The following is a 21,666-nucleotide window of genomic DNA, read 5'->3' as shown; positions in this document are numbered from 1 at the left end:
CACACTGCTGCTCCCGCCGAAGGATTCGAGGAGCGGATGGAAATGCTTGGAAGGGTGCTAAGTGGACTTCGCAGGCTATGACCCCGCTGGGGGGCGGCAGAGCCGGGGAATCGTCTCCGCGAAGATCGTCGTCGCGGGCGGCTTCGGCGTCGGCAAGACGACGCTTGTCGGTTCGATCTCCGAGATCACACCGCTGACCACCGAGGCGGTGATGACCGCGGCCGGTGTCGGCATCGACGATCCGTCGAAGGTGCCGGGCAAGGAGACCACCACGGTCGCCATGGACTTCGGTCGTATCACCATGGCTCAGGACCTGATCCTGTACCTCTTCGGTACACCCGGCCAGACCCGGTTCTGGTTCATGTGGGACGAGATCATCCGAGGTGCGGTGGGTGCCGCCGTCCTGGTGGACACCCGTCGCATCGCGGACGCGTTCGCCCCGCTGGACTACTTCGAGAACCGCAACCTGCCGTACGTGGTGGCGCTGAACCGGTTCGACGGCGCTCCCGAGTACGAGCTGGAGGAGATCCGCGAGGCGCTCGCCATCTCGCCGCAGGTGCCGCTGGTGATGACCGACGCCCGGCATCGGGATTCGGTCAAGCAGGTGCTGGTGACGGTGGTCGAGCACGCCATGCTCCGGCTCCAGGCCGAGCACGGCCGGGGCTTTCCGACGCCGGTCGGCTGACCAGGGGCGGCCGGCCGGTCCGTGCCGGCCGGCCGCGACCCGTCAGTCGACCCGGAGCCGGTAACCGCGCTTGATCACGGTCTGCACCACGCGCGGGGCGCGTAGGCCGGCTCGGAGCCGGGCCACGGCCATCTCCACCGCGTGCTCGTCCGCGCCCCGGGGCAGGGTCCGCAGCAGCGCCGTACGGGAGAGCACCCGGCCGGGCGACCGGGCCAGCGCCCGCAGCACCGCCATCGGGGCGGGGGCGAGCGGGCGCAGGTCGCCGTCGATCACCGCCGCATGCCCGCGCAGGGTGAGCAGGTGCCCGCCGGCCCGGAACGTCATGGTCCGGCGGGGCAACTCGTCGACGATGGTCCGCACCAGCGCACCCAGCCGGGCGCGGCTCGGCGCGCAGACCGGCACCCCGCGCCGCAGCAGCGGCTCGGCGGTGACCGGGCCGACGCAGCTGACCAGCACGTCGCCACGGAAGGCGGACAGCACGGCCTCGGTGCGATCCCCGGCCGCCTGCAGCAGCGCCTCGGCCGTCGGCGCCGAGGTGAACGTCACCGCGTCCACGAGCCGGCCGGTGATCAGGTCGACCAGCCGGTGCATCGGCGTCGGGTCGGTTGGCGGCGCCCAGCGGTAGACCGGCACCTCGATCACCGTGGCACCGGCCGCCTCCAGCGCGAGCGTGCACTCCGGCTGTCGCTCACCGTGCAGCTGCACGGCGATCACCTGCCCGGCCACGCCGCGCCGACGCAGGTGCTCGACCATCTCGTCGCAGGTCTCCGAGGTCGGTGACCACTGGTCGTGCAGACCGGCCGCGCGGATCGCGCCGCGTGCCTTCGCCCCCCGGGTGACCACGTACGACCCGGCCAGCACCGTACGCAGCGGCTCGGCCAGCCCCCAGCCCTCGGCCGCCTCGAGCCAGCCGCGCATGCCGATGCCGGTGCTGGCCAGCAGGATGTCCGGAGGTTGGTCCAGGCAGGCGCGGGTCGCCTCACGCAGCTCGGCGTCGTCGGACAGCGGCACGATCCGCAGCGCCGGGGCGAGCACCACCCGGGCGCCCCGCCGCTCGAGCAGCGCGGCCAGCTCGTCGCGCCGTCGGTCTGCGATCACCCCGATGGTGAAGCCGGCCAGTTCCCCCCGCATCAGCCCTCCTGCCGCAGCCGTACCCCGACCAGCCCGCCCCGGCAGCGCGCGGGGTGCCGGGCACGGCCATCCCGGGTGGGTCGAGGCAACGCCCGAGGCGTACGCCCCGGCGTGTCGCCGGCCGCGCACCGTCTGTCATGTCCGGAAGCGTGCCGCCGGGCGGTTTCCGGGCCGGGTCCCCTCTGTTTCGGTCCTGTCACGTGGGCAGCACGTCGCACCGGGGTACGGATCCTGATCACCTATCATCTAGAATGTGAGAAAGTTGTCTCAATAGATGGGAGGGCGCGATGAGTGTGGCGGACGCCTTCGAGGCGGTGGCCGGCAGCTACGACGAGGCCCGCCGACGGCTCGTGCCCTGCTTCGACGCCTTCTACGGCAGCGCGGTGCAGGTGGCCTCGTTACCGCTGCGCGCCGCACTCGCGGCCGGGCGTACGCCGGAGGTGCTGGACCTGGGCGCCGGCACCGGCCTGCTCTCGCTGCTGCTCGCCGCCGCCGTGCCGGGGGTGCGGTTGACCCTGGTGGACGCCGCGCCGACGATGCTCGCCCGCGCAGCCGACCAGTTGGACACCCGGTCCGTGCCGCACCGGACGGTCCGGGCCGACCTGGCCGACCCGCTGCCGGCCGGCCGGTACGACGCTGTGGTCAGCGCGCTGGCGATCCACCACCTGGACGACGCCGACAAGCGGGTCCTCTACGGGCGGGCGGCCGCCGTGCTGGTGCCCGGCGGGGTGTTCGTCAACGCCGAGCAGGTCGCCGGCCCGACACCGGCCCTCGACCGGCGCTACGACGAGGTGTGGACCGCGCGGATCACCGAGCTGGGCTCGCCACCCGACGAGATCGCCGCCGCGCGGGAGCGGATGCGCCATGACCGGCCGGCGACCGTCGCCGACCAGTGCCGGTGGCTCACCGAGGCGGGCCTGGTCGACGTCGACTGCTTCTTCAAGGAGTGGCGGTTCGCGGTGTTCGGTGGCCGCCGGGCCTGACCCCGGTCGCCGACGCGCGGAGGTGCACCGCAGGTCGGCATCGGCATCGGCGCGGCGGTCGCCGTATGCCGGGATCGTCACCGGAGTGCCTTTCGACGCCTGCGGTGGCTGGACGACAGTGCGGGATGACTGACGGTCATACCGCTGGGTAGTCTCACCGGCATGACTGCCAAGGTGACTCTGTCGTTCACCGACGAGACGATCGAGGAGGCCCGGCGGTTCGCCAAGCGCGAAGGGCTGTCGCTCTCCGCGTGGATGGACCAGGCTGCCCGGGAGAAGGCGCTGCGCGAGGTCTTCACCGCGCACGCCGCCGCCGTGGGGCGTGCCGGCCTGGATCTGGAATCCGCCGCCCTCGCCGACGCCCGCGAGGTGGGCATGGTCGACGACCTGCTCTTCCCCGGCCGGCCGCGTGCTGCGTAGGGGTGAGGTCTGGCGCATCGAGGGCGCTCGGGAACGCCTCGGGCTCGTGATCAGCTCGGATGTCTACAACTCCACCGACGTGCCCATCGTGATCGTGGTGGAGGTGGTCGAGGAGTCGCTGCTGCGCGACTCCCCGCTCGCGGTGTCGATGGGCCGGTACGTGGTGATGCCCGACCGGCTCTCCTCGCCGATGAAGAAGTGGTTCACCGACTGCGTGGACGTCGCCGACACCGACACCATGGTCCGGGTCGGCCGGGCACTGCGCATCCTCCAGGAGCTCTGAGCACCGCGGATCCCCGTCCGAAGCGTTGCCGGGCGACGTGGGGCCGGCGTGTGAGCTGTGACATGATGGCGGTGCCGGCGCGCGCGGCCGTACCCCCGTTTTGACCTGCCGATAGGGCGCCGGGTATCGTTGCCTGCTGTTGTACGACATCCAGAGGCGTGCCCCACCAGGTACGCTTGGTCGTTCGTGCGCGCCTGGTCAACTCGGCGCGCGACCCCAGACCGACGACGAGACAAGGTAGACCTGTGCGTACGTACAGCCCGAAGCCGGGTGAGATCGAGCGTCAGTGGCACGTCATCGACGCCTCTGATGTCGTGCTGGGCCGCCTGGCCACCCACGCCGCCACGTTGCTGCGTGGTAAGCACAAGCCGACTTTCGCGCCGCACGTCGACACGGGCGACTTTGTCGTCATCGTGAACGCGGGCCAGGTTGCGCTGACCGGCAACAAGCGTCAGACCAAGATCGCCTACCGCCACTCCGGTTACCCGGGTGGTCTGAAGCAGGTCAGCTACGAAGAGCTGCTGACCAAGCGCCCCGAGCGGGCCATCGAGCTGGCTGTGAAGGGGATGCTCCCGCACAACAAGCTCGGCCGTCAGCTGATCAAGAAGCTGAAGGTCTACGCCGGTGCCGAGCACCCGCACGGCGCGCAGATGCCGGCGCCGTTCGAGATCAAGCAGATCGCGCAGTGAGCGCGGGCGAAGGAAGCAGCATGACCGACATCACCGAGACCGAGGTCGCCCCCGAGGCCACCGAGGCGCCCGCGCCCGTCGCCCGCGCGCCGCGTGGTGACCGCCCGATCCAGACCGTGGGCCGCCGCAAGCAGGCCATCGTCCGGGTGCGCATCGTTCCGGGCACCGGCAAGATCACCTGCAACGGTCAGGACCTCGAGGCGTACTTCCCGAGCAAGGTGCACCAGCAGCTGATCAAGGACCCGCTGGTCACCGCCGAGAAGCCCGAGCAGTTCGACGTCATCGCCAACCTCCGGGGCGGCGGCACCACCGGGCAGGCCGGTGCGCTCCGGCTGGGCATCGCCCGCGCGCTGATCGTCAACGACCCGGACGACCGCCCGGCCCTGAAGAAGGCCGGCTTCCTGACCCGGGACGCCCGGGTCAAGGAGAGCAAGAAGTACGGCCTCAAGAAGGCCCGTAAGGCTCCCCAGTACTCGAAGCGCTGATCTTCGCCAGCGCGTTGTACTTCTGACGGACGGCCGGTCCGCCTCCCCTCGACCGGGGAGGTGGGCCGGCCGTTCCGCTTTCTCCTCATCGGCAGTGTCATCGGAGGTTGGCGGGTATGGGTCGGTTGTTCGGCACGGACGGCGTACGCGGGCGCGCGAACGCGGATCTCACCCCCGAGCTGGCGCTCGCGCTGGCCGTGGCGGCCGCGCACACACTCGCCGAGACGGACCGCAGCCATCGGCCGCTCGCCGTGGTCGGTCGGGACACCCGGGCCAGTGGGGAGATGCTGGAGGCGGCCGTGGTGGCCGGGCTGACCAGCGCCGGCGCCAACGTGGTCCGGGTCGGCGTGCTGCCCACCCCGGCCGTGGCGTTTCTCACCGCGGAGGCCAAGGCTGACCTCGGTGTGGTGCTCTCCGCATCGCACAACCCCATGCCGGACAACGGGATCAAACTCTTCGCCGCCGGTGGCCACAAGCTGCCCGACGAGATCGAGATGCAGATCGAGGCCGCCGTGGAGGCCAACGCCACGACCGCCTGGGATCGCCCGATCGGTGCCGGCGTCGGCCGGGTGCACGACCTGCTCGACGGCGCGGACCACTACGTCCAGCACCTGGTCGGCGCCGTGCCGCACCGGCTGGACGGGATCAAGGTCGTGGTCGACTGCGCCAACGGCGCCGCGGCCGAGGTCGCCCCGGTCGCCTACCGGGAGGCCGGCGCGGAGGTCGTCGCGATCCACGCCGAGCCGGACGGACTGAACATCAACGACGACTGCGGGTCCAACCACATCGAGGCGCTCCGCGAGGCCGTGGTCGAGCACGGCGCCCACCTGGGCATCGCCCACGACGGCGACGCCGACCGCATCGTGGCGGTCACCGCCGACGGCGACGAGGTCGACGGCGACCAGGTGATGGCGATCCTCGCGCTCGCCATGCGGGACGCCGGCACGCTCACCCAGGACACCCTGGTAGCCACCGTGATGAGCAACCTCGGGCTGCGGCTGGCCATGTCCGCGCAGGGCATCCGGCTGATCGAGACCAAGGTCGGCGACCGGTACGTCCTGGAGGCCCTGCGCGCCTCCGGGCTGGCGCTCGGCGGCGAGCAGAGCGGCCACATCGTCATGCCCGCCCACGCCACCACCGGCGACGGGGTGCTCACCGGCCTGCACCTGATGGCCCGGATGGCGGCCACCGGCCGATCCCTGGCGGAGCTGGCCTCGGTGGTCACCAAGCTGCCCCAGGTGCTGATCAACGTGCCGGTCGGCGACCGGACCGTCGGCGCCAACGCCCCGGCCGTTCGTGTCGAGGTCGAGCGGGCCGAATCGGAACTGGGCGAGACCGGGCGGGTGCTGCTGCGCCCGTCGGGCACCGAGCCGCTGGTCCGGGTGATGGTCGAGGCGGCCACCGAGCAGACCGCCCGGTCGGTGGCGGAGCGGATCGCCGACCAGGTCCGCGCCGCCAGCCCGGCCGGCTGACCGCCGCCAGCCCGGCCGGCTGACCGCCGGCGGCAGGTGTTCGGCCGGGCCGCGGGCTGACCGAGGGCGCGGCTGCGGGCCGGGTCAGCCGGAGGTCAGCCGCCCACCGTGAGGCGGCGCAGCCGGCTGACCGCCTCGGTCAGCACCTCCGGACGCTTGCAGAAGGCAAAACGGATGAGCCGCCGGCCCGCCTCGGCGTCGTCGTAGAAGACCTGCGTCGGCACGGCCACCACGCCGCAGCGCTCCGGCAACGAGCGGCAGAACTCCACCCCGTCCCGGCCGCCGAGGTTGCTCACGTCGGCGGTGACGAAGTATGTCCCCTCCGGCACCAGCACCTCGAAGCCGGCGTCGGTCAGACCGCCGACGAGCTGGTCGCGTCGCTGCTGGAGGCCGTTCCGGAAGCTCGTGTAGTAGTCGTCGGGAAGGGCCAGCGCCACGGCGACGGCGGGTTGCAGCGGGGCGGCGTTGACGAAGGTGAGGAACTGCTTCACCCGCAACACGGCCGAGACCAGCGCCGCGGGGCCGCTCACCCAGCCGACCTTCCAACCGGTGCAGGAGAACGTCTTGCCGGCCGACGAGATGCGCAGCGTCCGCTCCCGCATGCCGGGCAGGCTGGCCAGAGGCACGTGCGGGTTCGCCGCGTCGGAGAAGACCAGGTGCTCGTACACCTCGTCGGTGACCGCGTACACGCCGTGCTCCTGGCACAGCTCGGCGACCAACGCCAGCTCGGCCGGGGTGAAGACCTTGCCGGTCGGGTTGTGCGGCGAGTTGAGCAGCACCAGCCGGGTGCGGGGCCCGAACGCCGCGCGCAGCGCCGCCGGGTCGAAGGCGTACCGGCCGTCGGCGCCGGGACGCAGCGTGACCGGCCGCCGGACCGCGCCGGCCAGCGCGATCGAGGCGGCGTACGAGTCGTAGTACGGCTCGAAGCAGACCACCTCGTCGCCCGGCTCGCAGAGGGCGAGGATGCTCGCCGCGATCGCCTCGGTGGCGCCTGCGGTGATCACGATCTCGCCGTCCGGGTCGTACGTCAGGTCGTGGAACCTGCGCTGGTGGGCCGCGACCGCCGCACGCAGGGCGGGGATGCCCGGCCCGGGCGGGTACTGGTTCTGGCCGGTCCGTAGCGCCTCGGCTGCGGCGGCCAGCATCTCCGGTGGGCCGTCGGTGTCCGGAAAGCCCTGGCCGAGGTTGACCGCGCCGGTCCGGGTGGCGAGGGCGGACATCTCAGCGAAGATCGTCGTGCCGAACGGCCGCATCCGGGCCACCAGCGGGTCGACATCGGTGCTCGTCGTCACCTGCGCCAGCCTACGGGCTCCCCCCGGCTGAACCCCAACCTCACTCGGGCGCGCAACTGGTCGCCCAGGACCCCCGAGCCCTGTTGACGGCCGGCTTGCCGGCACCGGTGACCGTGACGGCGCAGTCGAGTGGTCTCTCACCTTCGTCGTCGGCCCATCTGGCCTCGACCATGACCCGGCTCCTGCCGTTGGTCCGGATGGTGGTGCGCCAGGGCAGCTTCGCGCCGTCGACGTGGATGAGGTCACTCTCGGCGTCGAAGTAGGCGAGGTCGACCGTGCCCGCTCCGGTGACCTCGTAGACGACCGTCACCGGGGCCGGTCCGGAGGTCGGTCGCGTGATCGGCTGCTTGCTGGGGGTGGGTGCCGCGGTGGTCGGCCTGGCAGGGGGTTCCTCGGGGATCAGCGGGCCGGCGGTGGGTGCCCAGTCATCCTCGGGACGGCCCCACGGCTCCTCGGCGACCGGGTCCGTGCTGGTCCTGTCGAGCCACAGGCCACCCGCGCAGAGGCAGCCGCACACGCTCAGGACGAGCACCACGAGGACCGCGACGACGATCCCGACGATTCGCCCGCTGTTCGTGGTCCGGTTGCCGCTGGCCGGCGGATAACCGGGGTAGGCGTACGGCGGCGGATAGCCGTACGGCGGCCATCCGGTGGGCGGCGGCGCTCCGCCCGGTGGGGGCCATCCGGCTGGTGGCGGTGATCCGGCGGACGTCGGATCCGAGACGTCAGGCGGTGTTGGCGACCACGAGGACGCCGGTGCTCCGGGCGTCCAGGGCGTCGCGGGCGGTTGGGGAGTCCACTGGACCGCCGGCGGGGGCGGTGCCCACGGTGCGGCTGGTGCCGACGGTGTCCATGGTTCCGCCGGTGCCCATGGTTGGGCCGGGGCCAGCGGGTCGGGTGGCGGGAACGACGACGAGGGGGGCGGTGCCGTCGGGTCCGATCCGGGAGAGCCCGCACCGGGCCAGTTCGGCGCGGCCGGCGACCCCGACGCGCCAGCGGACGGCTCCGGTGCGGGAGAGGGGGACGGATCGGGCGGGGGCGCGTTGGACATGGCTGCTCCGGGCGGGAGTGGGTATCGAACGAACGGGCCGTGGACGGGAGCGCCAAACCCGCCGAGAGACTGTCGTACCCGAAGGTCTGCCGCAACCCCGCTGTCCAGGGCGGGGCGCGAGCAGTCTGTGACGCTCGTCCAGTTGCCGCCACCCAGGCACCGATCGCTCAGATTCCGTGATTGATAACCCGGCTTTCGAGCACCCATGATGAGCGAAACTGGGTTAGGCTGCGGGCCATGTGTGGAATCGTGGGTTACGCGGGCGCGCGCCCCGCACTCGGCATCGTGCTCGACGGGCTTCGGCGGCTGGAATACCGCGGCTACGACTCGGCGGGCGTCGCGATCGTCTGTGACGACCGACTGCTGATCGAGAAGAAGGCCGGCAAGCTGGCCAACCTCGAGAAGGTGCTCTCCGAGCGGGCCGCCGAGGACCCGGCCTCCTGCGCGGCCAGCCCGATCGGCATCGGTGACGGCACCACCGGCATCGGGCACACCCGCTGGGCCACCCACGGCGGCCCGACCGACCGCAACGCCCACCCGCACCTGGCCCCCGACGGCCGGGTCGCGGTGATCCACAACGGCATCATCGAGAACTTCGCCAGGCTCCGCGCCGAGCTGGAGGCCGACGGCGTCCAGTTCACCAGCGACACCGACACCGAGTGCGCCGCCCACCTGCTCTCCGCCGCGCTGGCCGACCTGCGCGCCGCCGGTCAGTCGGACAGCCCCCAGCTGCTCGCCGCCGGCATGCGGGTGGTCTGCCAGCGGCTGGAGGGTGCCTTCACCCTGCTCGCCGTCGACGCCTCCGTGCCCGGCGCGGTCGTCGGTGCCCGCCGCAACTCGCCACTGGTGGTGGGCCGGGGCGACGGGGAGAACTACCTGGCCAGCGACGTCGCCGCGTTCATCGAGCACACCCGGGAAGCGGTCGAGCTGGGCCAGGACCAGATCGTCCTGATCACCGGCGACAGTATCGAGATCACCGACTTCGACGGCCAGCCTGCCAGCGGCAAGGACTTCCACATCGACTGGGACTCCTCGGCCGCCGAGAAGGGTGGCTACGACTGGTTCATGCTCAAGGAGATCGAGGAGCAGCCGCAGGCCATCGCCGACACGCTGCTCGGCCGGCTCACCGACACCGGTGAGATCGCCCTCGACGAGGTCCGCCTCAGCGACCAGGATCTGCGCGATGTCGACAAGATCTTCATCGTGGCCTGCGGCACCGCCTACCACGCCGGCCTGGTCGCCAAGTACGCCATCGAGCACTGGACCCGCATCCCCTGCGAGGTCGAGCTGGCCAGCGAGTTCCGCTACCGCGACCCGGTGCTCGACCGGTCCACGTTGATCGTGGTGATCTCGCAGTCCGGCGAGACCATGGACACCCTGATGGCGCTGCGCCACGCCAAGGAGCAGAAGGCCCGCGTGCTGGCCATCTGCAACACCAACGGCTCCACCATCCCGCGCGAGTCCGACGCCGTGCTCTACACCCACGGAGGGCCGGAGATCGCCGTCGCCTCCACGAAGGCGTTCCTGACCCAGGTGGTCGCCTGCTATCTGATCGGCCTGCACCTGGCCCAGGTGCGGGGGATCAAGTTCGCCGACGAGGTGAGCGCGGTGGTCGCTCAGCTGCAGGAGATGCCGGGCAAGCTGCGCGAGTTGCTGAGCCGGATCGAGGGAGTCCGCGAGCTGGCCCGGGAGCTGGCGTCCGAGCCCACCGTGCTGTTCATCGGCCGGCACGTCGGCTACCCGGTGGCCCTGGAGGGCGCGCTCAAGCTCAAGGAGCTGGCGTACATGCACGCCGAGGGCTTCGCCGCCGGCGAGCTGAAGCACGGCCCGATCGCCCTCATCGACAAGGGGACCCCGGTGATCTGCGTGGTGCCCTCGCCGGTCGGCAGGGGCATGCTGCACGACAAGGTCGTCTCCAACATCCAGGAGGTCCGGGCGCGGGGCGCGCGGACCATCGTGATCGCGGAGGAGGGCGACGAGGCCGTTGTCCGGTACGCCGACCACCTGATCTACGTGCCGCGTACGCCGACGCTGCTGGCACCGCTGGTCACCACGGTGCCACTGCAGGTCTTCGCCGCCGAGATCGCCGCCGCCCGGGGACACGACGTGGATCAGCCCCGCAACCTGGCCAAGTCGGTCACCGTCGAGTAAGCACGGTCACCCGCGACCGTCGGGGGCCCCGGTCGCCGCATCCGCGGTGGCCGGGGCCCTGTCGTCTGCGGGCGGCTTCCTGCCACCTGCCCGGTGGCAACCGTCAGCGACCCAGCACGACGCGGGCAATCCCGTCGAGCGCCGGGTTGCCCGGATCCCAGTAGCCGGCGTGCCCGCGTCGGTCGCTGGGAAAGACCCGCCCGCCGAACCCGGGATCGGCGGGGTCGTGGCCGAACCACAACTCGTGCCCCGTCCGGTCGGGCCAGCCCAGCACGGCGGCGAGCGGCGCCGCGCCGAGCAGCGCCCGTCGGGCCAGCTCGTCGGCGGGTCGGGCCAGCCGGATCACGTCGTCGGAGGCGCTGCTGGCCCAGACCTGCCCGGGTGGCACGCCCAACTCGGTGGCGCGCGTCGCGCCGACGCCGGGCGAGCCGACGAAGACGAGCGCGTCGGCGGCCAACCCGTGCTCGCGGGCCGCCGTGCCCACCACCAACGAGCCGTAGCTGTGCCCGAGGACGGTCTGTCGGGCCGGTGGACCCTCGTGACTGGCCCGCAGGCCCTCCTGGAAGCGGTGCAACGCCGGCCCGGCATCCCGGGCCTGGCCGGCCGATGCGGCCTCGGACAGGAAGTCCGGTGCGTCGTAGTCGAGCCAGAGCACCGCCGAGCTGCGCTCGCCCGGTGCGAGCGCGGCGCACCGGTCCAGGACCCGCGCAGCCCGGCCCAGCTCGCCGGGAGCGTCGTCCAACCCCGCGGTCATCCCCGGAACGTAGGTCAACACCCGGTCGGCGTGGTCCGGGTCGCCGAGCGCGACCACCACGCGCCCCTCACCCGCCGCGTCCAACCCCAGCAGGTACGCCCGCGGCTCGCCGGCTGTCGCGAGCCGACCGGCCAGCCCGTCCAGGCCGGCCGACCGGGCGGCCAGCGCGCGCAGCCGCACCGACGCGGCCGGCCCCGGCGGCACCCGGGCCAGCAACCGTCGACGTTCGGCGAGCAGTTCCTCGCGCCAGGCGCCGAGCCGTAGCCGGTTGGCCTGGTCGCGGTAGGCGACCGGCACCCCGTCCAGCGCGCCGACCAGGGCCGGCTCGTGCCCGACCAGCCACCGTCGCTGGGTCGGGGTCAACCCGGACCACCAGGCGAGGACCAGGGCCGGCGCGGCACCGGCAGCCGGTCGGCCGGGCGGTGGTGGGGACGCCCAGCCGGCACCGGCGGCCCGGGCCAGCTCGTCCAACCGGTCGGCGGCGCCGCGGTCGGCCGCCTCTGCCCGGTCGAGAGCGTCCCGCAACGCCGCCGCCACCCGCGCCGCCGCGGGACCGGCCTGCTCGGTCGGCCGGGCCCGGGCCGGATCAGGGTGCACCCCGCCCGCCCGGTCCACCACCAGGCCGGCGGCGTCGGCCAGGGCGACCGCCGCACCGAGCCGCGCCTTCGCCACGACCAGCCGGCCGGCCAGCTCGGCCAGCACCTGGTCGACCTCGACAAGGGCCGGCGCGATCGAGGTCAGCTCGTCGCGCAGGCCGGTGAGCCGGGCGTCCGCCGCCGTGGCGGCCGCGCCCGACCAGCCGTCCCGTAGTCGCCCGGCGGCCCCACCCAGCTCGCCGGCGCGGCGCTCGACCGGCCCGGTCAACCCGGCCCACAGCACCCCGGAGGCCCGCCACGCTCCCGGATCGGCGGCCCAGAGCTGCCGGTAGCCCACGGCGGTCACCGGGGCAGGCCCACGAACCGGCCGGCGGCCCGCTGGTCCACCGTCTCGTACGCCTCGGCCGCCGCCCGGACCGCACCGGCGGTCGCCGCCACCCGGGCGCCCAGCCGGCACAGCCAGGCGTGCCCGGCCGCCTCCAGCCCCGCCAGGGCGGCGGCGGCCCGCCAACCGGGCGCTGGCACCAGCAGCCCGGGCGCCCCGGCCAGGCCCAGCGCCAGGCCGTGCGCCTCATCGTCGAGCGCGACGGCCACGGCACCCAGCTCCTCCGGCCGAACGGTGAACGGCTCCTCGGTCATGACCACACCCCCGTGAGCGATCGACATCGACGCGCCGACGCTAGGCGCGGCACGGGCGGGATGTGGTGCCCTGTGGACAGTTGGCGGTGGCCGTACCCTGGCCTGTCCACAGGCGTTGCCCACCGCGAACCCGACCGCTAATCTGCGGCCTTCGCCGCCGGTAGGGTGATCTGGTGATCGTGGCTGTCTCGTGCCCGACCCGATGATGGTCGCGCAACGGTGACATCGGCCGGGTGGGCCGTCCGGCCCGTCCGCGAGCGGAATGGGGCACGGTGGCATGAGACCGGTGTGGCGGGTGACCGACGTACGGGCGGCCGAGGCGGGGCTGATGGGCACGCTGCCGGAGGGCACGCTGATGCAACGGGCCGCTGCCGGGTTGGCCCGACGGGCCGCGCTGCTGCTCGCCGAGCGCGGCGGGCTGTACGGCGGACGGGTGCTGCTGCTGGTCGGCTCCGGTGACAACGGCGGCGACGCTCTGTACGCCGGGGAACGGCTGGCCCGCCGCGGCGTTGCGGTGACCGCCCTGCTGCTCACCCCCGGGCGGGCGCACGCCGCGGGGCTGGCCGCGCTGCGCGCCGCCGGTGGTCGGTTGGTGGACCGACCGGCCGGCCCGGTCGACCTGGTCCTCGACGGCATCGTCGGCATCGGCGGCACCGGTGGGCTGCGGGCGAACGCCGACGAGGTGGTGCAGCGCCTCGCTGAGCTGCGCGGGCGGGACGGCGGCCGGGCGACGGTGCTGGCGGTCGACGTGCCGAGCGGCGTGGCGGTGGACACCGGGCACGTGCCACTGGCCGCGTCCGGTCGGCCCACGGCGGTCCGTGCCGACGTGACGGTGACCTTCGGCGCCCTGAAGCCCGCCCTGGTCGTGGGGCCGGCCGCCGCCCTGGCCGGGCAGGTGGAACTGGTCGACATCGGGCTGCGACCGTGGCTGCGGGGCACCCCGGCCGTGCGCGTCACCGAGTGGTCCGACCTGGTCGAGTGGTGGCCGCGCCTGGGCCCGGCGTCGGAGAAGTACACCCGCGGTGTGGTCGGCGTGGCCACCGGCTCGGCGACGTACCCGGGCGCGGCGGTGCTCTCCGTCGGCGGGGCACTGGCCGGGCCGACCGGCCTGGTCCGCTACGCCGGTGGGGCTCGCGCCGAGGTGCTGCACCAGCACCCCTCGGTGATCGCCGCCGGCCGGGTCGCCGAGGCGGGCCGGGTGCAGGCCTGGGTCTGCGGCTCCGGGCTGGGCACCGGCGAGGACGCGGCGGCCGAGCTGCGCGCCGTGCTGGCCGCGCCGGTCCCGGTGGTGCTCGACGCCGACGCGTTGACCCTGCTGGTGGACGGCTCGCTCGCCGATCGACTGCGCGGCCGGGACGCGCCGATCGTGGTCACCCCGCACGACCGGGAGTTCGCACGGCTCTGCGGGGAGGAGCCGGGTGCCGACCGGGTCGGCGCCGCGCTGCGGCTGGCCGCCTGGATGAACGCGGTGGTGCTGCTCAAGGGGGACCGCACGATCATCGGCACCCCGGACGGTCGGGCGTACGTCAACCCGACCGGCACCTCCGCGCTTGCCACCGGCGGCACCGGCGACGTGCTGGCCGGGTTGCTCGGCTCGCTGCTCGCGGCCGGTGCATCACCCGAGCGGGCGGCGGCTGCGGCCGCGTACCTGCACGGGCTGGCGGGCCGCGAGGCGGCTCGCGGCGGGCCGGTCACCGCGCCGGACGTGGCGGCGGCGCTTCGTCCGGTCGTCGCCCGGCTGGGCTGACCGTGTCGCTTGTGACCCCGCCGACCGGATCGGCGGTGCGGGACGTGCGTCGCCGCCCACGGTGATCACGGCGGAAAGTAGGCTGGGCGCATGTGGCAGGCCGAGGTACGTGTCGATCTAGACGCGATCCGCGAGAACGTGAGCCGACTCCGCTCCGGCACCAGCGCCGAGCTGATGGCGGTGGTCAAGGGCGACGGCTACGGCCACGGCATGCTCCCGGCGGCCCGGGCGGCGCTCGACGCCGGGGCGGACTGGCTCGGTGTGTGCACCCTCGACGAGGCTCTCACGCTGCGCCGGGCCGGGGTGACCGCGCCGGTGCTGGCGTGGCTGCTCGCCCCCGGGCTGCCGCTGCACGAGGGGGTCGGCGCCGGGGTGGACCTGGCGGCGGCCAGCCTCCCCCAACTGGACGAGATGGTGGAGGCGAGCCGACGCGCCGAGCGTCCGGCCCGGCTGCACCTGAAGATCGACACTGGGCTGTCCCGCGGCGGTGCGACCGTCGCCGACTGGCCGGCGCTGCTGGACGCCGCCGCCAAGGCGCAGGCCGACGGCCTGGTCGAGGTGGTCGGTGTGTGGAGCCACTTCGTGTACGCGGACTCGCCCGGCCATCCGACCACCGATCGGCAGCTGGCCGTCTTCCACGAGGGGCTGGCCATGGTCGAGCGGGCCGGGCTGCGCCCGCGTTGGCGGCACCTGGCCAACTCGGCGGCCACCCTGACCCGCCCGGACACCCACTTCGACCTGGTCCGTCCGGGGCTGGCCATCTACGGGCTCTCCCCGGTGGCCGGCGAGACGTACGGGCTGCGGCCCGCGATGGCCGCCCGGGCCCGGGTGATGCTCACCAAACGGGTGCCCGCAGGGACCGGCGTCTCCTACGGGCACACCTACACGACACCGGCCGACGCGAACCTGGCCGTGGTGCCCCTCGGGTACGCCGACGGGGTACCCCGGCACGCGTCCAACAGCGGGCCGGTGCAGCTCGCCGGCGCGCGGCGGATCATCTCCGGGAGGGTCTGCATGGACCAGTTCGTGATCGACTGCGGCGACGACCCGGTGGCCGACGGCGACGTGGCGACCCTGTTCGGCAGCGGTGCCGACGGCGAGCCGACCGCCGACGACTGGGCCGAGGCCGCCGGCACGATCAACTACGAGATCGTGACCCGGTTCGGCAGCACCCGTGTGCCGAGGGTCTATGACGGGCTGGCACCGTGAGCGCGAGGAGTGAGCCGGGGTTGCGAGCCCCGCAGTCGCGAACCATGGTGTCACCGTGAGCGCGAGGAGTGAGCCGGGGTTGCGAGCCCCGCAGTCGCGAACCGTGGTGGCACCGTGAGCGCGAGGAGTGAGCCGGGTTTGCGAGCCCCGCAGTCGCGAACCGTGGTGGCACCGTGAGCGCGTACCGCATTCCGCGCCCGCGGACCGCGGCCGGCAAGGTCGCCAGCCTGGTGGGCGCCGCGGTGGGCGTGGCCGCCGCCGGCCTGGCGGCGGGCGTCGCGACCGAGCGCACCCTGGTCCGCCGGCTCAAGGCAGACCCGGCCGACCGCTACGCGCACGAGACGTTCGGCGAGCAGCGGTACGACGACGCGTTCCGGCTGGAACTGCCGGACGGCACGGACATCCACGTCGAGGTGGTCGAACCGACCCGGCCGGTGCCCGGGCACCCGACGGTGGTGCTGGTGCACGGCTTCTGCCTGGACATGGGCACATTCCACTTCCAGCGGCAGATGCTCGCCGCACGCGGCGAGCACCGGATCGTGGCGTACGACCAGCCCGGTCACGGTCGGTCGGGTCGGCTGGAGACCGGCGAGTACGACCTCACGGTGCTCGGCCGGACGCTGCGTCAGGTGATCGACCGGATTGCGCCGGACGGGCCACTGGTGCTGGTCGGTCACTCGATGGGTGGCATGACCATCATGGCGTTCGCCGAGCTGTTTCCGGAGCTGTTCGGCGACCGGGTGGTGGGCACCGTGCTGATGGCCACGTCGGGCGGGTTGATCGCGGAGACCAAGTTGGTCGCGCCGGCACTGCTCGGCCGGGTCGGTGGTCCGGTGCTGTACATGGTCAGCAACGCCACCCGGTACGGCGGGCCGGTGATCGACAGGGCTCGCAAGTCGACGTCGAACGTGGCGTGGCTGCTCACCCGCAAGTACGGCTTCGGCACCCGCAAGCCCAGCCCTACGCTGGTGTCGTACGTGGAGACGATGAACTCCCGGACCTCGGCCGACACGGTGACCCGCTATCTGCGGACCCTGGCCACCCACTCGCGCTTCCCGGCGCTGGCGGCGCTGGCCGCGACGCCGGTGCTGGTGGTGGTCGGTGACAAGGACATGATCACTCCGGTGACCCACTCCGAGGAGATCGTCCGCCGGTTGCCGCACGCCGAGTTCGTCAAGATCCACGAAAGTGGGCACGTGGTGATGCTGGAGCACGCCGACGAGGTCAACGCCGCGCTGGCGCGGTTTCTCGAGTCACTGCAGAGCGTGGAGGAACGGTGAGTCACGTCGTCAAGCTGTCGACAGTCGAGGACACCCGGGAGTTCGGCCGCCGGCTCGCCGGGCTGCTGCGCGCCGGTGACCTGGTGCTGTTGACCGGCCCGTTGGGCGCCGGCAAGACCGCCCTCACCCAGGGCATCGGCGCCGGCCTCGGTGTTCTCGGCGGCGTCACCTCGCCGACGTTCGTGATCGCCCGGGTGCACCGACCCGATCCGGCCCGGGGCGGCCGGGTGGCTCTCGTGCACGCCGACGCGTACCGGCTGGGCGACGCCACCGATCCGCGCGCCGAGATCGACGACCTGGACCTGGACGCCTCGGTCGACGAGTCGGTGACGGTCGTCGAGTGGGGAGAGGGTCTTGTGGAGCAGCTGGTCGACGCGCACCTGCGGGTCCGCATCGACCGCCGCGACGACGACACCCGCGTCGTCGAGCTGGAACCGTGCGGCGGCGACTGGGCCCGTCGACTGACCAACCTTGGCTAGAAGAGGTTTCTCGATGCCCGACGATGTCCCCACCCTGGATCTGCTCGCTCTGCTGCCGGAGCAGTGGCGTGGCGTGCTCAACCCGCACCTCGACCCGGCGCGCACCGCGGCGCTGGCCGAGTTCGTTGCCCGGGAGTACGCGACGCAGACCGTCTTCCCGCCGCTGGCGGACCTGTTCTCGGCGTACCGGCTCTGCCCGCCGCAGGCCACCCGGGTGCTGATCCTCGGTCAGGACCCGTACCACCGGGCCGGGCAGGCGCACGGACTGAGCTTCAGCGTCCGGGACGGGGTGACGGTGCCGCCGTCGCTGCGCAACGTCTTCAAGGAGCTGGGGGAGGACCTGGACGTGCCCAAGCCGCCCAGCGGCAACCTCGACGGCTGGGCCGCGCAGGGCGTGCTGCTGCTCAACGCCGTCCTGACCGTCCGTCAGGCCACCCCGGGCTCACACGCCAACGCCGGCTGGGAGGAGTTCACCGACGCCACCATCCGCGCGCTGGACGCGTCGCCGGACCGGGTGGTCTTCCTGCTCTGGGGTGGTTATGCCCGCAAGAAGGCCGCCCTGGTCACCAGCCCGCAGCACGTGGTGCTGGAGGCCGGTCATCCCAGCCCGATGAACCCGCGAGGCTTCCTCGGTAGCCGTCCGTTCAGCGCGGCCAACAAGGCCCTCGCCGACGCCGGTCTGCCCACCATCGACTGGGAGCGCAGCGCGGGCTGAACCGGCCCTCCCGTCGCCGTGGTCATCCCCCGCCGGCGAGCTGTTTGTCCCGGTAACGGCGCAGCAGCTCGCCGGCGTGCGCATCGCCCAGCTCCACCTGGACCAGCGGCACCACCCGGTAGCTTCGCCCGGCGTGCCGCACCTCGATGGTCTCGGGCAGCTCGTCGCACATCGTCGCCCGTAGTTCCCCGTACCGAGTCGACCACCGGTGCTCGCCCGGCTCCTCGGGCTCCAGCCGCAGCATGCCGAACTCGCCCCAGCGGGCGTTCCACCGCTGGCCGTACGCCGTCGCCAACCAGCTGGTGAACCGCGTCGAGTCGCGCCATCGCACGGCGATCTCCAGCGCGTCCACCGGTACCGGTGCACCCTGCAACAAGGCCGCCGTGCCTCCGGTGATCACCTGCGGTAGGACGTCGGCGAGCCGGTCCAGCATGCCATCCAGGCCCAGGTCGTCGATGCGGTCGACGACCGGCCGGGCGGCCAGCTCGGCGATGCGGGCGTCGAGGTGCGCGTCGAGCGGCTCGACCCCGACGGCCAGCTGGACGTCCATGGCCGCCAGCAGCCGTTCCAGCACCAGGATGCTCGGCGCGCGGTCACCGCGTTCGATCCGGGCCACCGCGGTCTGGCTGACCCCGGCCAGCTCGGCAAGGTCACGCTGGGTCAGCTCGCGCAGGTGTCGTTGTCGTCGCACTGTGGCGCCGAGAATTGTGACGAGGCGAGTGGATGACATCCCGGCATGGTGGACCATGCCGATCCGGTGGCGATACCGCTGAGCCAGATTCAAGACTGATCGGCGTTCCGCCCTGGCTGGGCCGCGCGAGGCGGATGGGCTGGGCGGCGCGAGGCGGATGGGCTGGGCCGCGCGAGGCGGATGGGCTGGGCCGCGCGAGGCCTGTCGCTCCCACAAGCATGATGCTCCTGAGGCATATTTATGCCTCAGTGGCATCACGCTCACCAGACCGCGGCCCACCCGGATGAGAGGCCAATCGTCAGCGGTCGGATCCGCGCCTTGCGTCGCCCCGTGCCTTGCGTCGCCTCGTGCCTTGCGTCGCCCCGTGCCTTGCGTCGCCCCGTGCCTTGCGTCGCCCCGCGCCTTGCGTCGCCCCGCGCCTTGGGCCGTGCTTGCCTTGCGCCGGCCTTGCCATGGGCCGCGCCGCCTTGCGTTGGGGACACGGGTGGCGGTGGGGCAGGTCGCGGTGGTGGTGGTCTGGCGGGGCCGCGTCGGGGTGGTCAGGCCGGGCTGGTGGTCGGGCCGTTTCAGAGGTCGGGATCGGCTGGTGGTCGGGCGGGTGGGTGGGTAGGTAACGGTCGGGTCGAGGTGGTGGGGGCACTGGCTGTGCGGCGAGGTGAGGCGTGACCGGGGCGGGGCGTGGCGGGGTGTCGGGGCGGGGCCGCTAGGCTTGCTCACCGTGCTCGTACTCGTGGTGGACAGCTCGACCCCCGCGGTGACCGCGGCCCTGGTGGAGGTCTCGACGGACGGCGTGGCGTCCCGGGCGCACCGCTGCGCGGTCGATGCTCGCGCGCACGGCGAACTGCTCGCTCCTCAGATCGACGCGGTACTCGCCGATGCGGACGCGCGTCCGCGTGACCTCGGTGCGATCGTCGCCGGGCTCGGTCCGGGGCCGTTCACCGGGCTGCGGGTCGGCCTGGTCACCGCCGCCACCATGGGCTCGGTGCTCGGCATCCCCACGTACGGGGTCTGCTCGCTGGACGGGATCGGCTACCCGGCGGCGGCGGGCGAGCCGGTGCTGGCGGCCAGCGACGCTCGACGCAGGGAGCTCTACTGGGCCGTCTATGACGGTGCCGGTCAGCGGATCGTCGGGCCCGAGGTGTCCGCGCCGGCGGTCGCCGCCGCCCGGGCCCGGGAGCTGGGGGCGACGGTCGCGGTGGGCGACGGAGCCCACCGGTACGCGGACACGCTCGGCCTGCCGGTCCGGGTGGAGCCGCGCTATCCGGACGCCACGGTGCTGGCGCTGCTCGCCGGCGAGCGGATCCGGGCCGGCGCGCCCACCGAGCGACTCACCCCCCTCTACCTGCGCCGCCCGGACGCCGTGGTGGCGACGGCCCGCAAACCGGTCCTCCCATGACGACTGTGCGGCTGGAGCGGTTCCGGTGGTGGCACATCGACCAGGTGCTGCCGATCGAGGCGGACCTCTTCGGCGCCGAACAGTGGTCGCCGGGGATGTTCTGGAACGAGCTGGCCAACGGGCACCACTACCGGGTCGCCACCGACGTCGACGCAACCGTGCTCGGCTACGCCGGGCTCGCCGGGGCTCCACCGGACGAGGTGTGGGTGCAGAACATCGCCGTCCGCCGGGACGCCCAGCGGCGCGGTGTGGGCCGCGCCCTGCTGGAGGAGTTGCTCGCCGAGGCGGCTCGGCGCGGCGCCCGCAGCACCCTGCTGGAGGTCGCCGTGGACAACGCACCCGCGCAGCGGCTCTACGCGACGTACGGGTTCGAGCCGATCGCGGTACGGCGCGGCTACTACCAACCGAGCAACACCGACGCGCTGGTCATGCAGCGCGACACCGAGCCGACCGGGGACGGACCACACGACCATGGCTGACGAACCGCTGATCCTGGGCATCGAGACCTCCTGCGACGAGACCGGCGTCGGCATCGTGCGGGGGCACACCCTGCTGGCCGACGCGATCGCCTCCAGCGTCGAGGAGCACGCCCGTTTCGGGGGCGTGGTGCCCGAGGTGGCCAGCCGGGCACACCTGGAGGCCATCGTGCCGACCATGGACCGGGCGCTCAGCGAGGCCGGCGTCACCCTGGCCGACATCGATGCGATCGCGGTCACCTCCGGCCCCGGGCTGGCCGGCGCGCTGCTGGTCGGCGTGGCCGCCGCGAAGGGGTACGCGCTCGCCGCCGAGAAGCCGGTGTACGGCGTCAACCACCTGGCCGCGCACGTCGCCGTGGACACCCTGGAGCACGGCCCGCTGCCGGAACCCTCCATCGCGCTCCTGGTCTCCGGCGGGCACTCGTCCCTCCTCCTGGTCGACGACCTGGCCCGGGGCGTCACCCCGCTCGGTGCCACCATCGACGACGCGGCCGGTGAGGCGTTCGACAAGGTCGCCCGGCTGCTCGGGCTGCCGTTTCCCGGCGGCCCGCCCATCGACCGCGAGGCGCGGGCCGGGGACGCCGCCGCGATCGCCTTCCCGCGTGGCCTGACCGCAGCCAAGGATCTCGCGGCGCACCGCTACGACTTCTCGTTCTCCGGGTTGAAGACGGCGGTCGCCCGCTGGGTCGAGGCGCGGCAGCGCGCCGGTGAGTCGGTGCCGGTGGCCGACGTGGCCGCGTCCTTCCAGGAGGCGGTCTGCGACGTGCTGACCACCAAGGCGCTCGCCGCCTGCCGGGCGAACGGGATCGAGACCCTGGTGATCGGCGGGGGAGTGGCGGCGAACTCGCGGCTGCGGGCCATGGCCGAGCAGCGGGCCGAGAGGTACGGCATCCGGGTGCGGGTGCCCCGGCCGAAACTGTGCACCGACAACGGGGCGATGGTGGCGGCGCTCGGTGCGCACCTGGTCGCCGCGGGAGTCGCCCCGAGCCGGCTGGACCTGCCGGCCGACTCGGCGCTGCCGCTCACGACGGTCAGTGTGTGA

Annotated in this window: 23 protein-coding genes and 1 pseudogene; 17 read left to right on the top strand and 7 right to left on the bottom strand. The window is 73.3% G+C overall.

All coding sequences use genetic code 11. The features are described from left to right. A pseudogene (locus tag ACLJN9_RS15325) lies at nt 1-81 on the top strand (DUF742 domain-containing protein); the annotation flags it as partial. Continuing rightward, nucleotides 62-685 carry a GTP-binding protein gene (locus ACLJN9_RS15320; protein WP_410811969.1) on the top strand — a complete coding sequence of 208 codons (624 nt, stop codon included), beginning with the start codon at nt 62-64 and terminating at the stop codon, nt 683-685. The pseudogene ACLJN9_RS15325 and the gene ACLJN9_RS15320, both read left to right, overlap by 20 nt. 42 nt (nt 686-727) lie before the next feature. Here ACLJN9_RS15320 and ACLJN9_RS15315 read toward each other — a convergent pair whose 3' ends face one another. Continuing rightward, a complete protein-coding gene (locus tag ACLJN9_RS15315) occupies nt 728-1,816 on the bottom strand; it encodes a uroporphyrinogen-III synthase (RefSeq protein ID WP_410811968.1) in 1,089 nt (362 codons plus the stop codon). 287 nt (nt 1,817-2,103) lie between these two features. Here ACLJN9_RS15315 and ACLJN9_RS15310 point away from each other — a divergent pair, with 287 nt between their 5' ends. The 6 genes from ACLJN9_RS15310 to glmM all read left to right on the top strand — a co-directional run bounded on the left by ACLJN9_RS15310 (nt 2,104) and on the right by glmM (nt 6,148). Then, on the top strand, nt 2,104-2,799 hold the full coding sequence (locus ACLJN9_RS15310; RefSeq protein ID WP_410811967.1) for a class I SAM-dependent methyltransferase: 696 nt from the start codon (nt 2,104-2,106) through the stop codon (nt 2,797-2,799). A gap of 162 nt (nt 2,800-2,961) precedes the next feature. Then, nucleotides 2,962-3,219: a DUF6364 family protein gene (locus ACLJN9_RS15305; RefSeq protein ID WP_410811966.1), complete on the top strand. Its 258-nt coding sequence runs from the start codon at nt 2,962-2,964 to the stop codon at nt 3,217-3,219. Next, nucleotides 3,209-3,502, top strand: coding sequence for a hypothetical protein (locus tag ACLJN9_RS15300; RefSeq protein ID WP_410811965.1), 294 nt, complete (start codon nt 3,209-3,211; stop codon nt 3,500-3,502). Before ACLJN9_RS15305 ends, ACLJN9_RS15300 begins: the two co-directional genes overlap by 11 nt. 245 nt (nt 3,503-3,747) lie before the next feature. Then, nucleotides 3,748-4,191, top strand: a complete 444-nt coding sequence (gene rplM / locus ACLJN9_RS15295; protein WP_410811964.1) for a 50S ribosomal protein L13 — start codon at nt 3,748-3,750, stop codon at nt 4,189-4,191. A 20-nt stretch (nt 4,192-4,211) separates the two neighbouring features. Next, complete coding sequence (rpsI, locus tag ACLJN9_RS15290; protein ID WP_410811963.1) at nt 4,212-4,676, top strand: 30S ribosomal protein S9; 465 nt, start codon at nt 4,212-4,214, stop codon at nt 4,674-4,676. A gap of 116 nt (nt 4,677-4,792) precedes the next feature. After that, nucleotides 4,793-6,148 carry a phosphoglucosamine mutase gene (gene glmM / locus ACLJN9_RS15285; protein WP_410811962.1) on the top strand — a complete coding sequence of 452 codons (1,356 nt, stop codon included), beginning with the start codon at nt 4,793-4,795 and terminating at the stop codon, nt 6,146-6,148. Nucleotides 6,149-6,243: 95 nt separating this feature from the next. On the opposite strand, the gene ACLJN9_RS15280 is transcribed toward glmM, so the two are convergent. From ACLJN9_RS15280 to ACLJN9_RS15270, 3 genes are all read right to left on the bottom strand, one after another. Beyond that, nucleotides 6,244-7,440: a pyridoxal phosphate-dependent aminotransferase gene (locus ACLJN9_RS15280; RefSeq protein ID WP_410811961.1), complete on the bottom strand. Its 1,197-nt coding sequence runs from the start codon at nt 7,438-7,440 to the stop codon at nt 6,244-6,246. A gap of 40 nt (nt 7,441-7,480) precedes the next feature. Further along, nucleotides 7,481-7,972 carry an MmpS family transport accessory protein gene (locus ACLJN9_RS15275; protein WP_410811960.1) on the bottom strand — a complete coding sequence of 164 codons (492 nt, stop codon included), beginning with the start codon at nt 7,970-7,972 and terminating at the stop codon, nt 7,481-7,483. Between the two features lie 193 nt (nt 7,973-8,165). Next, nucleotides 8,166-8,294 carry a hypothetical protein gene (locus ACLJN9_RS15270; protein WP_410811959.1) on the bottom strand — a complete coding sequence of 43 codons (129 nt, stop codon included), beginning with the start codon at nt 8,292-8,294 and terminating at the stop codon, nt 8,166-8,168. A gap of 434 nt (nt 8,295-8,728) precedes the next feature. Here ACLJN9_RS15270 and glmS point away from each other — a divergent pair, with 434 nt between their 5' ends. Further along, nucleotides 8,729-10,642: a glutamine--fructose-6-phosphate transaminase (isomerizing) gene (gene glmS / locus ACLJN9_RS15265; protein ID WP_410811958.1), complete on the top strand. Its 1,914-nt coding sequence runs from the start codon at nt 8,729-8,731 to the stop codon at nt 10,640-10,642. A gap of 103 nt (nt 10,643-10,745) precedes the next feature. Here the strand turns inward: glmS and ACLJN9_RS15260 are convergent, their stop codons facing one another. Together ACLJN9_RS15260 and ACLJN9_RS15255 are read right to left on the bottom strand one after the other, a co-directional pair. After that, the gene (locus tag ACLJN9_RS15260) at nt 10,746-12,338 is read right to left on the bottom strand and encodes an alpha/beta hydrolase (RefSeq protein ID WP_410811957.1); all 1,593 of its coding nucleotides are present in this window, start codon (nt 12,336-12,338) and stop codon (nt 10,746-10,748) included. Then, nucleotides 12,335-12,658 carry a hypothetical protein gene (locus ACLJN9_RS15255; protein WP_410811956.1) on the bottom strand — a complete coding sequence of 108 codons (324 nt, stop codon included), beginning with the start codon at nt 12,656-12,658 and terminating at the stop codon, nt 12,335-12,337. The genes ACLJN9_RS15260 and ACLJN9_RS15255 overlap by 4 nt, the downstream gene beginning before the upstream one ends. 250 nt (nt 12,659-12,908) lie before the next feature. On the opposite strand from ACLJN9_RS15255, the gene ACLJN9_RS15250 reads away from it, so the two are divergent. The 5 genes from ACLJN9_RS15250 to ung all read left to right on the top strand — a co-directional run bounded on the left by ACLJN9_RS15250 (nt 12,909) and on the right by ung (nt 18,061). Further along, nucleotides 12,909-14,378 carry an NAD(P)H-hydrate dehydratase gene (locus ACLJN9_RS15250; protein ID WP_410811955.1) on the top strand — a complete coding sequence of 490 codons (1,470 nt, stop codon included), beginning with the start codon at nt 12,909-12,911 and terminating at the stop codon, nt 14,376-14,378. Between the two features lie 90 nt (nt 14,379-14,468). Further along, nucleotides 14,469-15,587: an alanine racemase gene (gene alr, locus ACLJN9_RS15245; RefSeq protein WP_410811954.1), complete on the top strand. Its 1,119-nt coding sequence runs from the start codon at nt 14,469-14,471 to the stop codon at nt 15,585-15,587. 173 nt (nt 15,588-15,760) lie between these two features. Next, on the top strand, nt 15,761-16,867 hold the full coding sequence (locus ACLJN9_RS15240; RefSeq protein ID WP_410811953.1) for an alpha/beta fold hydrolase: 1,107 nt from the start codon (nt 15,761-15,763) through the stop codon (nt 16,865-16,867). Beyond that, nucleotides 16,864-17,346: a tRNA (adenosine(37)-N6)-threonylcarbamoyltransferase complex ATPase subunit type 1 TsaE gene (tsaE, locus tag ACLJN9_RS15235; RefSeq protein WP_410811952.1), complete on the top strand. Its 483-nt coding sequence runs from the start codon at nt 16,864-16,866 to the stop codon at nt 17,344-17,346. Before ACLJN9_RS15240 ends, tsaE begins: the two co-directional genes overlap by 4 nt. Before the next feature lie 13 nt (nt 17,347-17,359). Next, nucleotides 17,360-18,061, top strand: coding sequence for a uracil-DNA glycosylase (ung, locus tag ACLJN9_RS15230; protein ID WP_410811951.1), 702 nt, complete (start codon nt 17,360-17,362; stop codon nt 18,059-18,061). Nucleotides 18,062-18,083: 22 nt separating this feature from the next. Here the strand turns inward: ung and ACLJN9_RS15225 are convergent, their stop codons facing one another. After that, nucleotides 18,084-18,791: a helix-turn-helix domain-containing protein gene (locus ACLJN9_RS15225; RefSeq protein WP_410811950.1), complete on the bottom strand. Its 708-nt coding sequence runs from the start codon at nt 18,789-18,791 to the stop codon at nt 18,084-18,086. Between the two features lie 679 nt (nt 18,792-19,470). On the opposite strand from ACLJN9_RS15225, the gene tsaB reads away from it, so the two are divergent. From tsaB to tsaD, 3 genes are read left to right on the top strand one after another with little or no spacing between them, the layout of a single operon-like run. After that, the gene (gene tsaB, locus ACLJN9_RS15220) at nt 19,471-20,148 is read left to right on the top strand and encodes a tRNA (adenosine(37)-N6)-threonylcarbamoyltransferase complex dimerization subunit type 1 TsaB (RefSeq protein WP_410811949.1); all 678 of its coding nucleotides are present in this window, start codon (nt 19,471-19,473) and stop codon (nt 20,146-20,148) included. Beyond that, nucleotides 20,145-20,627, top strand: a complete 483-nt coding sequence (gene rimI / locus ACLJN9_RS15215; RefSeq protein WP_410811948.1) for a ribosomal protein S18-alanine N-acetyltransferase — start codon at nt 20,145-20,147, stop codon at nt 20,625-20,627. The genes tsaB and rimI overlap by 4 nt, the downstream gene beginning before the upstream one ends. After that, entirely contained in the window at nt 20,620-21,666 is a 1,047-nt protein-coding gene (gene tsaD, locus ACLJN9_RS15210; protein ID WP_410811947.1) for a tRNA (adenosine(37)-N6)-threonylcarbamoyltransferase complex transferase subunit TsaD, read from the top strand. The genes rimI and tsaD overlap by 8 nt, the downstream gene beginning before the upstream one ends.

The organism is Micromonospora sp. 067-2, assembly GCF_046549295.1.
In the GTDB taxonomy this organism is placed as follows: Bacteria; Actinomycetota; Actinomycetes; order Mycobacteriales; family Micromonosporaceae; genus Micromonospora.
The sequence above is the reverse complement of the archived record's forward strand: the minus strand, read 5'-3'. Positions and strand labels throughout refer to the sequence as shown.

What these genes read in the sequence shown, in the direction of transcription:
- ACLJN9_RS15315 (WP_410811968.1), bottom strand. Translation starts at nt 1,816, where the DNA reads ATGCGGGGGGAACTGGCCGGCTTCACCATCGGGGTGATCGCAGACCGA.
- ACLJN9_RS15310 (WP_410811967.1), top strand. Translation starts at nt 2,104, where the DNA reads ATGAGTGTGGCGGACGCCTTCGAGGCGGTGGCCGGCAGCTACGACGAG.
- ACLJN9_RS15305 (WP_410811966.1), top strand. Translation starts at nt 2,962, where the DNA reads ATGACTGCCAAGGTGACTCTGTCGTTCACCGACGAGACGATCGAGGAG.
- rpsI (WP_410811963.1), top strand. Translation starts at nt 4,212, where the DNA reads ATGACCGACATCACCGAGACCGAGGTCGCCCCCGAGGCCACCGAGGCG.
- glmM (WP_410811962.1), top strand. Translation starts at nt 4,793, where the DNA reads ATGGGTCGGTTGTTCGGCACGGACGGCGTACGCGGGCGCGCGAACGCG.
- ACLJN9_RS15270 (WP_410811959.1), bottom strand. Translation starts at nt 8,294, where the DNA reads ATGGACACCGTCGGCACCAGCCGCACCGTGGGCACCGCCCCCGCCGGC.
- glmS (WP_410811958.1), top strand. Translation starts at nt 8,729, where the DNA reads ATGTGTGGAATCGTGGGTTACGCGGGCGCGCGCCCCGCACTCGGCATC.
- ACLJN9_RS15255 (WP_410811956.1), bottom strand. Translation starts at nt 12,658, where the DNA reads ATGTCGATCGCTCACGGGGGTGTGGTCATGACCGAGGAGCCGTTCACC.
- ACLJN9_RS15250 (WP_410811955.1), top strand. Translation starts at nt 12,909, where the DNA reads ATGAGACCGGTGTGGCGGGTGACCGACGTACGGGCGGCCGAGGCGGGG.
- alr (WP_410811954.1), top strand. Translation starts at nt 14,469, where the DNA reads ATGTGGCAGGCCGAGGTACGTGTCGATCTAGACGCGATCCGCGAGAAC.
- ung (WP_410811951.1), top strand. Translation starts at nt 17,360, where the DNA reads ATGCCCGACGATGTCCCCACCCTGGATCTGCTCGCTCTGCTGCCGGAG.
- ACLJN9_RS15225 (WP_410811950.1), bottom strand. Translation starts at nt 18,791, where the DNA reads ATGTCATCCACTCGCCTCGTCACAATTCTCGGCGCCACAGTGCGACGA.
- rimI (WP_410811948.1), top strand. Translation starts at nt 20,145, where the DNA reads ATGACGACTGTGCGGCTGGAGCGGTTCCGGTGGTGGCACATCGACCAG.
- tsaD (WP_410811947.1), top strand. Translation starts at nt 20,620, where the DNA reads ATGGCTGACGAACCGCTGATCCTGGGCATCGAGACCTCCTGCGACGAG.